Origin of the sequence: Streptomyces sp. 8L (assembly GCF_020176795.1) — a bacterium.
Lineage (GTDB): Bacteria > Actinomycetota > Actinomycetes > Streptomycetales > Streptomycetaceae > Streptomyces.
Map to the genome: position 1 here is coordinate 1 of NZ_JAIUKE010000380.1, position 11274 is coordinate 11274.

At 73.6% G+C, this 11274-nt stretch carries 9 protein-coding genes and 1 pseudogene; 8 read left to right on the plus strand and 2 right to left on the minus strand.

The features are described from left to right. Positions 1-355: 355 nt before the first annotated feature. Positions 356-1306 carry a DUF5926 family protein gene (locus tag LCE31_RS27535; protein WP_225018866.1) on the plus strand — a complete coding sequence of 317 codons (951 nt, stop codon included), beginning with the start codon at positions 356-358 and terminating at the stop codon, positions 1304-1306. A gap of 490 nt (positions 1307-1796) precedes the next feature. Here the strand turns inward: LCE31_RS27535 and LCE31_RS27540 are convergent, their stop codons facing one another. Next, positions 1797-2477: a bifunctional DNA primase/polymerase gene (locus tag LCE31_RS27540; protein WP_225018868.1), complete on the minus strand. Its 681-nt coding sequence runs from the start codon at positions 2475-2477 to the stop codon at positions 1797-1799. 553 nt (positions 2478-3030) lie between these two features. Between LCE31_RS27540 and LCE31_RS27545 the strand changes: the two genes are divergently transcribed. Together LCE31_RS27545 and LCE31_RS27550 are read left to right on the plus strand one after the other, a co-directional pair. Beyond that, positions 3031-4644 (plus strand): PP2C family protein-serine/threonine phosphatase, encoded by a 1614-nt coding sequence (locus LCE31_RS27545; protein ID WP_225018869.1) that lies wholly within the window; start codon positions 3031-3033, stop codon positions 4642-4644. A 161-nt stretch (positions 4645-4805) separates the two neighbouring features. Next, positions 4806-6287, plus strand: coding sequence for an aminopeptidase P family protein (locus tag LCE31_RS27550; protein WP_225018871.1), 1482 nt, complete (start codon positions 4806-4808; stop codon positions 6285-6287). A 48-nt stretch (positions 6288-6335) separates the two neighbouring features. Here LCE31_RS27550 and LCE31_RS27555 read toward each other — a convergent pair whose 3' ends face one another. Continuing rightward, positions 6336-6785, minus strand: a complete 450-nt coding sequence (locus LCE31_RS27555) for an ATP-binding protein (protein ID WP_225018873.1) — start codon at positions 6783-6785, stop codon at positions 6336-6338. A gap of 221 nt (positions 6786-7006) precedes the next feature. Here LCE31_RS27555 and LCE31_RS27560 point away from each other — a divergent pair, with 221 nt between their 5' ends. From LCE31_RS27560 to LCE31_RS27580, 5 genes and pseudogenes are all read left to right on the plus strand, one after another. Next, on the plus strand, positions 7007-7981 hold the full coding sequence (locus LCE31_RS27560) for a hypothetical protein (RefSeq protein WP_225018875.1): 975 nt from the start codon (positions 7007-7009) through the stop codon (positions 7979-7981). A 210-nt stretch (positions 7982-8191) separates the two neighbouring features. Beyond that, positions 8192-8916 (plus strand): annotated as a pseudogene (locus LCE31_RS27565) (YcnI family copper-binding membrane protein). A 180-nt stretch (positions 8917-9096) separates the two neighbouring features. Continuing rightward, complete coding sequence (locus LCE31_RS27570; protein WP_225018877.1) at positions 9097-9759, plus strand: SCO family protein; 663 nt, start codon at positions 9097-9099, stop codon at positions 9757-9759. Between the two features lie 86 nt (positions 9760-9845). Further along, positions 9846-10361, plus strand: coding sequence for a copper chaperone PCu(A)C (locus LCE31_RS27575; RefSeq protein WP_225018879.1), 516 nt, complete (start codon positions 9846-9848; stop codon positions 10359-10361). 19 nt (positions 10362-10380) lie between these two features. Beyond that, positions 10381-11274, plus strand: an 894-nt coding sequence (locus LCE31_RS27580; RefSeq protein ID WP_225018886.1) for a copper resistance CopC family protein, incomplete at its 3' end; no start/stop codon positions are given.

Here is an 11274-nt window from a genome sequence, read left to right on the forward strand (position 1 = left end):
GGCGGCGCGATCCCTCACCCGGTACTGGCTCAGGGCCGCCTCCCGGCCCACGCCCGTGGGGGGGGTGGCCGGGGTCGCGGCCGCGGGGTTAGGCCCGGGGGGGCGGGCGGCGGGGGGGGGCGCGCCCCGCCCGCACGTCCGCCCCCCCCGCCGCGAAGACGGCGGCGCATCCCTTCAGGGCCCTGCCGCGCTCGTAACCGCCCATAACCCCTGTCAGCCTTCTCCGGCTTCTCCGGCTTCTCCGCCCCGTCACCCCTCTCAGCGGACCGTCGCCGTCCGCGGCCCTTCCGTGCCCGCAGGGGCTAGGCTCGCCGTCTGCATTCGCACCGCCGCAGCGACCGGGAGACGCCCCACCATGGCCAAGAAGCAGAAGAAAGCGCAGCTCAAGGATGGACCGATCCCGGTGGTCGGGGCCCGCGAGCCCTGCCCGTGCGGGTCCGGGCGCCGCTACAAGGCGTGCCACGGGCGCGAGGCGGCGCACGCGGTGACCGAGCTGGTGCATCGCCCGTTCGAGGGGCTCGCGGGGGAGCCGCACTGGGTCGCCATGCGGGAGCTCGTGCCCGCGGCGACGGCGGAGCTGACGCTGAAGGACGGGCTGCCCGAAGGGGTGCCGTCCGTGACGCTGGCGACGGTCCTGCCGATGGCGTGGCCCGCGCTGCGCCGCGACGACGGTTCCGTGCTGCTCGCCCTCCAGAACGACACGGCCTCCGGCGACCTGAGCCGCGACCTCGGGGACACCCTGCTGCGCGCGCTGGCCGCCGAGCCGGGCAACCCTGTGGCGGCGCGGCGCGTGGACGCCGAAGGGCCCCGCCTCCAGGACCTGCTGGAGCCCTCCGCCACGTTCTCGCCGGTCGTGCACCCGGGCTTCGAGTTCTGGGTGCCCGACGCGGAGAACGCCACACCGGAGGTCACCGCCTCCCTGGAGCGGGCGAACGCCGCGGCGATCCCGACCGTCCTGCTGTCCGGCTCCGAGGCGGCGTACTGGTGCGAGACGCCGGAGAAGAACCATCTGCGGTGGGTCATGCCGCACGAGGAGGAGCGGCTGCTCGACGCGCTCGCCCGGCTGCACGCGGCCGGCGCGTCGTCCCTCGGCGACGGCACCCGGCTCGTCGGGTCCTTCAGGGCGCACGGGCTGACGGTCCCGGTGTGGGACCTGCCGAGCGCCATGGGCGCCGAGGAGTGCGAGAAGCCGGCGGCGGCGTTCGCCGAGCGGCTGGCCGAGGCGCTCGCCGACAGCACTCCCCTGACGGCGGAACAGCGCAGGGCTCGGGGCGGCCTGACGAACCGCCAGGTGACACTGAACTGACGCAGAGCGACGAAGACCGGAGCCGGGCGGTGCGGAGGGGGCGGTGTGGAGTGATACCCGTCACACCGTTCCACGGTGAGCCCAGTAGTTCCCGGTAATGAGGCGGCCCGAAATCTCTGATCGAATTTGCTAACGGCCGATCTCTTGTTACCGTTCTAGAAGCCCGGTCGCTGGTGCATCCCCCGTCGCCAGCGACCGGGCCTTTGCGTTCCCTGGCCCCGTCTCGGCCATTGCTCCGGTTTACGCGCGTTTACCTGCGGCTTCCCGAAGTGGTTCACCAAGGTCACGATGAGCGCCCGCGGCGCACCCGCCGCGACGCCAACTCCCCCCGCACCACGCCGACCTGCGTCACGGCGGGGGCCCGCCGCCGCCGTCCGGCCCGGTGGGGCGCGGACGCGGCCGGCGCGGCTTTCGGTGAATTTCCGCGCATGTCCCGCCCGCCCGGCCATACGCGTGGAATTGAATTTTGTTCAGTACATCTCAGAACATCTCAGTACGCGAGTCTGCTGCCGCCGTCCGGCGCACTCGTGCCGGCCTGAACCAACGCGTCCACAACGGCTTCCACATCCGGCAGCCAGGGCGTCGCGGAGCCCGGCAGCGGGCCACGCTCCCACCGCACCCGGCCGCCCGCCACCTCCGAGGGAGGTAGCACCAGGTAACCGCCCTCGCCGTGGAAGCGGAGCGAGCTCGGCACCCACGTCTTGGCGTAGAGGAGGTCACCGAGGCGTTCCAGGCCGTACGGGGCGACGAGGACGGACCAGCGCGTCGGGGTCGCGACGACCGGCCCGAGCCGCACGTCCGCCCGGTCGAGCGCGGCGAGCGCCCGGGCGCCCGCGACGGCCGGCAGGCTCACCGCGCAGGGCGCGGTGCCGCCCGTGGCCAGGACGACGGGCGCTGTCGGCCGCTTCGTCCACCACCAGCGCAGCATGCGCTCGTCCGTCGTGGCCGCGAGCAGCCCCGGGTCGAAGGGGTGCGCGCCCGGCACGACGCATTCGGGGTCGGGACAGGAGCAGCCCGTGCCCCGGGTGCCGCGTCCGCCGGTCGCCTTCAGGCCCGCGCCGGGCAGCACGGGCCATCTCCACGCGGAGTAGGTGAGCGCGGTATCGAGTGGGGCAGGCATCCCCTTGCGCCGGAACCGGAGCCTGCGTCGCCTTCCGAGGATCTCGCGCATGAGCGCTCGTTCCTTTCCGTTGAACGCCGAGTCCACATGACACTGACTGACACCAGGTGCGTGCGTATGTGTGCATGTGTGTGCATCGCTTCGTCGTGCGTACAGTCGCGCGTACAGCCGTGCGTTCGTCTCCAGCCAGCGTGTCGCCGCCCCGGGCCGCCGGGAGGGAGGCGCCCCGCACGCGGTGCGGTGGGCGGACCTGGCGTCCGGCGAGTGGTGGCGCGCGCGTGGCGCTTGCTGCCGTCCCGCTGTGCTGGTGCGTGGTTCTCGCCACTCCGGGGGGACGGATGGCGGCCCGGTCCCCGACTGTCAGACGCCGGACTGCTGCCGCGAGGTTCCGCGGGGCCCCAACTGCCCCTGTCCGTCACCTTTTACGTACCCATCGCGTACGGAATGACGCTCGGGAGAACGCTTCCCCGGGGTCGCCGACTTCCCTCGGACCCCGGAAAAAAACCCTCTTGAGCACCCTCAGTCGATCGTAAAAACCAGAGAGGGGGGAGTTTTTTCGGCCAACTTCGCGACAGCGCCGGAGATCCGCCGAGGGAGCGGCTCCATGCTGGACATTGCCCGAGTTGTGCGTGTACATGTGGGTACATTGCTGACTGCGCAGAATGACATGGGGGTTCGCGATGCTATTGAGCGAAACGCACCGCCCGGAAGATCGGCTGCCATGAGCGCTTCCCGTGTACCGAAAGTGGCCGGAATCAATGCACTGGTTCCCGCTCCCGCCCCGACGGCGCCACCCCTCGACGACCTCCAGGCGCCGCCCGTCGCCCTCATCCAGGACCGGCTCGCGGGCTGGGTCTCCGACCTCACCACCCTCCACGAACTGACCGAGCGGCTGGCGCGCACCGACCGCCTCGACGCCGCCCTGAGCGAGCTGCTGCGCGCCGGCGCCGCCCTGGTGGGCGCGCGGCGCGGCCTCGTCGTCCTCGACCCCGCCGACGGCCTCGGCCCCTGCACCACCGTGGGCCTCGGCCTGTCCGGGTCCGATCTCGGCCACCTGGAGACCGTGCCGCGCTCCGCGACGGGACACGGCGCGCTCCTCGACCTGATGGACCCGCGTGCCGGCGCCGACGAGCCCGGCGGCGCCGAAGGCGGCGCACCGGCAGGTCCCCCGAGGCCCGAGGCGATCGCCTGCCCCGACCTGCTCGCCGACCCCGCGCTCGACCCGCGCCACCGGGACGTCGCCGTACGCCTCGGCTACGCGGCCACGTACGCGGTGCCGCTCGTCACCGACCCGGAGACCAACACCGCGGGCGAGCCCGCCGGGCGCAGGCCGCGCCGGCTCGGCGCCGTCAGCTGGCTGTACGACGAACCCGCCGAGCCCGACGAGCGCAGCCGCCACCTCGTGGGCCTCTACTCCCGCTGCGCGGGCGAGCACCTGGCCCGTCTGATCGAGCTGGAGCGCGCCCGCTCGCGGCTGGCCGCCGTGGCGGAGGAGCTGCTGCCCGCGCGCCTGCCCCGCGTGCCGGGCGTACGGCTCGGTGTCTGCCACCGCGCCGGGCCGCGCGGCGGCGGCGACTGGTACGACGCGCTGCCGCTGCCCGAGGAGGCGCTCGGCCTCTCCGTCGGGTCCGTGAGCGGCTCGGGCTCCGCGGCCGTGGCGGCGATGGGGCGGCTGCGGGCGTCGCTGCGCGCCTACGCGGTGATGGAGGGCGAGGACCCGGTCGCCGTCCTGTCCGACCTGGAGCTGCTGCTCACGCTCACCGAACCGGCGCACACGGTCACCGCGCTGTTCGCGTACGCCGAACCCGCCGCAGGCCGGCTCGTCCTCGCGGGCGCCGGGCACGCGCCGCCGCTGATCGTCGGCGACCGGCGGTGCGAGTACGTCGAGACGACGCTCTCGGCGCCGCTCACCATGCTCAGCTGCTGGGAGGCGCCGAGCGTGGAGCTCAGCCCGGAGCCGGGAGAAACGGTGCTGCTGTACACGGACGGGCTGCTGCGGCGCACCCGCGACCCGATGGACCGGGCGTACGCGCGGCTGCACGCGGCGGCGGCGAGCGTGCCCGCCGCGGTACGGGACGACCCCCAGGCAGTCGCGGACCACGTCGTACGCACCGTGCTCGCGGACGCGGGAGTGGACGCCGGTCAGGACATGGACGCCGGTCAGGACGCGGGCGCCGCCGACGACGTCGTCGTGCTGGCGGTCCGCTTCGACGGCTGAGATCCGGCCCGCCGGACGGCGCCCGCCCGGGGCGCGCCGCGCCCGTACCGACGGATTTCTCACAGCCGGTGCTTCCGCGCCCCCGCACACATGTGCTGCTCCTTACGATGGTCCTGACCGGTGTCGCACCAGAGAGCCGGTGGTCGTAGCGAGGAGAAGACGTGTCCGACGAGCGCAGCCGGGTGCAGCCCGACGCCGAGGCGGAAGCCGACGAGAAGCCCATCAAGCAGCGGAAGAACGGACTGTATGCCGCCGTGTCGGACGAACTCGCGCAGAACATGAAGAGCGGCTGGGCCGACACGGAACTGCGCGGCCTGCGCCCGATCCCCCAGGCCGAGCGGACCGCGGCCCGGCGCGCGGCGCTCTCCGCGCGCTTCCCCGGCGAGCGTCTCGTGGTGCCCGCGGGCAACCTGAAGACCCGCTCGAACGACACGGAGTACCCGTTCAGGGCGTCGACCGAGTACACGTACCTCACCGGCGACCAGACCCAGGACGGCGTCCTGGTGCTGGAGCCCGAGGGCCCCGCGGGCCACACCGCCACCCTCTACCTGCTGCCGCGCTCCGACCGGGAGAACGGCGAGTTCTGGCTGCACGGCCAGGGCGAACTGTGGGTCGGCCGCCGCCACTCGCTGGCCGAGGCCGAGCAGCTGCTCGGCATCCCGGCGAAGGACGTGCGGAAGCTGCCCGGGTCCCTCGCGGAGGCGGCCGGCCCGGTCCGCGCCGTGCGCGGCCACGACGCGGGCATCGAGGCGGCGCTCACCGACAAGGTGACCGCCGAGCGCGACGAGGAGCTGCGGGTCTTCCTGTCCGAGGCGCGCGCGGTCAAGGACGACTTCGAGGTCGGCGAGCTGCAGAAGGCCGTCGACTCGACGGTGCGCGGGTTCGAGGACGTCGTGAAGGTCCTCGACCGTGCCGGGGCCGAGACCAACGGCGAGCGCTACATCGAGGGCACGTTCTTCCTGCGGGCCCGCGTCGAGGGCAACGACATCGGCTACGGCTCGATCTGCGCGTCGGGCGAGCACGCGACGACGCTGCACTGGGTGCGCAACGACGGCCCGGTGCGCTCGGGCGACCTGCTGCTGCTCGACGCGGGCGTCGAGACGCACACCCTGTACACCGCCGACGTGACGCGCACCCTGCCCTTCGACGGCCGCTTCACCGACCTCCAGCGCCGGATCTACGACGCCGTGTACGACGCGCAGGAGGCCGGCATCGCGGCCGTCCGTCCGGGCGCGAAGTACCGCGACTTCCACGACGCGGCGCAGCGGGTCCTCACGGAGCGGCTCGTCGAGTGGGGCCTGCTCGAAGGCCCGGTCGAGAAGGTGCTCGAACTCGGCCTCCAGCGCCGCTGGACCCTGCACGGCACCGGCCACATGCTCGGTCTCGACGTGCACGACTGCGCCGCCGCGCGCCGCGAGGCGTACGCGGACGGCACGCTGGAGCCGGGCATGTGCCTGACGGTGGAGCCCGGCCTGTACTTCCAGGCGGACGACCTGACGGTGCCGGAGGAGTACCGGGGCGTCGGCGTCCGGATCGAGGACGACCTGCTGGTCACCGAGGACGGCAACCGGAACCTGTCGGCGGCGCTGCCGCGCACCTCCGCCGAGGTCGAGACCTGGATGGCGGCCCTGCGCGGCGCCTGACCCGCCGCGCACGCGGGCAGCAACGCGAGAGGGCGCTCCGCTCGGCGATCACATCGCTCCGAGCAGGGCGCCCTCCCGCCATTTCAGGATCTTGTCGAAGCTGACCACGGCTCCGTGGTCCGGCCCGTTCCTGAAGTGGACGTGGTCGGCGAGTTCCTCGATGAGACCGAGGCCCCGGCCGCTCTCCGCCGTGGCGGGCGGCGGTGGCGCCGGGCTCCTGACCACCCGTCTGACCGGGAACCCCGGCCCCGAGTCCGCGACTTCGATACGGCACTTCTCGCCGTCCAGGTACGCGGTGACGCGGTAGCCCCCGCTGTGTGCCGGGTCACTCCCGCCGTGCTCCACCGCGTTGGCACAGGCCTCGGTGAGGGCGACCGACAGGTCGAAGGAGATGTCGGGGTCGACACCCGCCGTGTCCATGGCGCCGAGTAGCAGACGGCGCGCGAGAGGAACGCTGGCGGCTTCGCGCCGCAGATGCAGAGACCACCAGATGCTCATGCTCCAGCCTCCTGGCCGCTGCTCCAGCCTCCTGGCCGCGGCTCGACATACGGGTACGTATTGCCGCTCGCGGCCTTCCGTAAGCCCGCGTCCCGTGGTAAAGCGCTCGTTCGGCGGACGCGTGCCCGGCGGTGAGCGGTGTATGCGGTGCGAGGGGCAGAGCGTGACATCGCGGACCTGCCCCACCGCGTGTCAGTGCCCGGTGCGATGATGGGGCCGCCATGAAACCCGTCGCACGCGGCGCCCTCGGCGCACGGCTGCTCAGGGCCGCGGTGTTCGCCGCGGTCTGCGCCGTGCTGTCCGCCGTGGGCCACACGATGGCGGCCTGCGCGTCCGTGCCCTGGTGGGCGGTGGCGGCCGGGTTCCTCGCGGTGTTCGCCGTCGCGGCGCCGCTGGCGGGCCGTACGCGTTCGACGGCCGGTGTCGTCGCCGCGCTGACGGTGGGCCAACTCGGCCTGCACACCCTGTTCGGGCTCGCCCAGCAGCGCGCCTCGGCGCCCGCGGGGACGGCGGGCGGCGGTAGCGGCGGCGACGCGATCGTGCGCACGGCCGCCACCCTGGTCTGCGGCGGGGGCCCCGGCCCGCTCAGCCACGCGCAGGCGCTGCGCGTTCTGCACGACGCCGGCATCCGGCCCGCGGCGGTGCTCGCGGCGTCGGGCGGCGGCACGGGCGGCGGGGCCGGTACGGGTTCGGGGGGCGCCTCGGGCCTGCTCGGCATCCTGACCGGGATGACCGGCCTGACTGGTCCGACCGGTCAGAGCGCTCCGATCGGGATGCAGGGCATGCCCGGCATGTCGGGGATGGCCACCATGCGCGGCATGGCGGGCCCTTCGGGGATCGCGGCGCTGCTCCCCTCCCTGCCGATGCTTCTCGGCCACCTGCTCGCGGCGCTCGCCACCGGGTGGCTGCTGCGCCGCGGCGACCTCGCGCTGCTGCGCATCGTCCAGCTCTCCGCGCAGGGCACCCAGGGGCTCGGCGAGGTCACCGAGACCCTGACCGACGCCGCGCGGCTGCGCGCCCTGCGCGCCGCGCTCACGCTCGTACGGCACCTGCTCGCGGGGCTGCCCGGTGCGCGGGCCGTACGGCGGCGTCCCGCACCGTCCGCGTACGGCATACCGCCCGCGCCCGCGGCGGTGGCACTCCAGCACACGGTGATCAGGCGCGGTCCGCCGGCCGCACTCGCGCTCGCTGCCTGACACGACCCCCTCGGTGTCCGCCCGTCGCGGACGGGGTGGCGTCGTGCTGCCGACGTGCGACCGCACGCGGCTCCCGTACCACCTCACACCCCGGAGTGTTCTGTGTTCCCAGCCGAGGAGTTCGCGGCCGAGAAGCCCGCCGCAGGCCCGTTCGCGGCGGAGAAGTCCACCGCCGCCGCCCGCAAGAGGACCGGCGCGGCCCGGCTCGCGATCGGCGGCGCCGTCGCCGCGGGCGCCGTGCTGCTGTTCGCGGGCACCGCGTCCGCGCATGTGACCGTGCAGCCGCAGGGCGACGCGGCCAAGGGCGGTTCGGCCGTCGTCGACTTCAAGGTCCCGAACGAGCGCGACCACGCCACGACGACCAAGCTCGAAGTGAACTTCCCGACCGACCACCCGCTCGCCTCCGTCATGCCGGAGCCGGTACCGGGTTGGAAGATCGACGTCACCACCTCGAAGCTCGCCAAACCCATCGAAGTGCACGGCAGTCAGGTCACCGAGGCCGTCTCCAAGGTCACCTGGACCGCGCAGAGCGGCGCCGGAATCCCGGTGGGGCAGTTCCAGCAGTTCCCCGTCTCGCTCAGCACGCTGCCGACGGACACCGACCAGCTCTCGTTCAAGGCCCTCCAGACGTACTCCAACAAGGAGGTCGTGCGCTGGATCGAGACGCAGCAGCCGGGCGCGCCCGAGCCCGAGGACCCGGCGCCCGTCCTCAAACTGACCGCTGCTGCCGCCGACGGCTCCGCGTCGGGCGCGGCGGCGGCCCGGGACCGTCCGCCACCGCGGCCACCGCCAAGAGCGGCGGGACCGAGTCGGCGTCGTCCGCCTCGTCCAACGGGACCGACGACGTCGCGCGCGTGCTCGGCATCGTCGGCATCGTGATCGGCGCGGCGGGCGTGGCGTACGGACTGCTGGTCGGCCGGCGCCGCAGCGCCTGACCCCGGACCCCGGACTCCGGGCCCCGACAGCACGGCAGTCGCCGTACGGGGCCGCGCGAGGCCCCGCGGGAGGTGGGCCGGCCGCGCGCCGGCCCGCCTCCGCACAGCGGTCCGCGCCCGTATCCGTACGGCTCCCGCGCGCCCGGTCCCCCACTCACGCACATCCACAGGAAAGACCTCATGCGCAAGAAGACGCTCACCGCGGCGGCCGCCCTCATGGCGGTGGCCGCGCTCACCCTCACCGCCTGCGGCGGCGACAACAGCGCCGCCAAGCCGAAGTCGGTCGCCGACGTCTCCGGCGGGAGCACCCCCGGCTCGGCCACGGTCCTCAACCCGCCCTTCACCAAGCCGAACCTCGTCCTGACGGACACGCACGGCAAGAAGTTCAACCTCCGCGAGGAGACCAGGAACAAGCCGACGCTGCTCTACTTCGGCTACACGCACTGCCCGGACATCTGCCCGCTGACGATGAGCAACCTCGCCATCGCCCGCAAATCGCTGCCCAAGGCGGAGCAGGACAAGCTCCAGGTCGTGTTCGTCACCACCGACCCCGAGCGCGACACCCCCGCCGAACTCGGCAAGTGGCTCCCGGCCGCGGGCGACCCGTCGTTCATCGGCCTCACCGGGAACTTCAAGACCATCCAGGCGGGCGCGAAGACGCTCGGCATCGGCATCGACCCGCCGAAGAAGGAGAAGGACGGCACGATCGTCTCCACGCACGGCGCCGAGGTGATCGCCTTCTCCCCGAAGACGAACGGCGGCTACCTGCTGTACGGGGACGACACGACGTCCGACGACTACGCCAAGGCCCTCCCGAAGATCATCAAGGGGGAGAAGCCGTGACCGACGCACCAGCTGTGACTTCCGCATCAGCTGTGACCGACGCACCAGCCGGGGCCCCTGCATCAGCCGGGGCCCAGGCGCCGGCCGTGGCCCAGGCGTCCCGGAAGCGGCCCGTGACGCTGCTGCGGGGCGTCGCACCCGCGGCCGCCCTGGTCGCCGCCGGGCTCGCGCTCACCGCGTGCTCGGGCGGCGGGACGTCGGACGCCGCCGCGAAGCCCGCGGGCAGTGGCGCGCCCAAGCTCGCCGTGAGCGGCGCGTACATGCCGCAGCCCGTCGGCGACCTGGCGGCCGGGTTCCTCGTCGTCCACAACTCCGGCAAGGGCGACGACAAGCTGACCTCCGTCACGAGCCCGCTCTCGGACAGCGTCTCCATCCACAAGACCGTCGACAACCGGATGGTGGAGGTGAAGTCCTTCGACATACCGCCCGGCGGCTCGCTGGACCTCGCGCGCGGCGGCAACCACATCATGCTGATGGGGGTCAAGCACCCGCCCAAGCAGGGCCAGAGCGTCGAGCTGGACCTGCATTTCAAGAAGACAGGCGCGATCAAGGTCACCGTTCCCGTCAAGGCGGCCAACTTCCAGCCGCCCGCCACGCCGTGAGTGAGGGACTCAAGACGCCATGAGTGCTGCCATCGCCCCGCCCGTCCCCGCCGCAGCGCGCCCCGCCCGCGGGCGCGGGCGCGCCCCGGGCGGTCCGCCCGCGACACCGCTGCTGCGGCTGCTGACCCTCGTGGGGGTACTCGCCGTGGCCGTGCTGACCGTGTTCGCGGGCACCGCGTCCGCGCACGCCGCGCTGACCGGGAGCGACCCGAAGGACGGGGCGGTGGTGGCCACCGCGCCGAAGGCGGTCACCCTGTCGTTCTCCGAGCAGGTCTCGCTCGGCAAGAACGCGATACGGGTGCTCACGCCCGACAGCAAGCGCGTCGACACCGGCGCGATCACCGACGTCAGTACCAAGTCCACGGCGAGCTACCGGATCGCGCTGCGCTCCGGCCTCGCGAACGGCACCTACACGGTCGCCTGGCAGGCGGTGTCCGCCGACACCCACCCGGTCGCGGGCGCCTTCACCTTCTCCGTCGGCGCGCCCTCGAAGACGTCCGCCAAGGTCAGCGGGCAGAGCGCGGGCGGCGGGATCGTCGGCGTCCTGTACGGGGCGGCGCGGTACTTCTCGTACGCGGGATTCGTGCTGCTCGTCGGCGGGGCCGCCTTCGTCCTGGTCTGCTGGCCGCGGGGCGCCTCGGCCCGGCCGCTGCAACGGCTCGTGACCGGCGGCTGGATCACGTTCACCGCGGCGACGCTCGCGCTGCTCCTGCTGCGTACCCCCTATACCGGGTCGGGGAAGCTCGCGGACGTCTTCGACCTGAGCGGGCTCCAGGGTGTCCTCGGCACCAAGGAGGGCGCGGCGCTGGTGTCGCGGCTCCTGCTGCTCGGCGCGGCGGCGGTGTTCACGGCCGTCCTGTTCGGCGCGTACGCGCGGCGCGGAGGGGACGGCGAGGAGGCGGCGGGGCCGGGC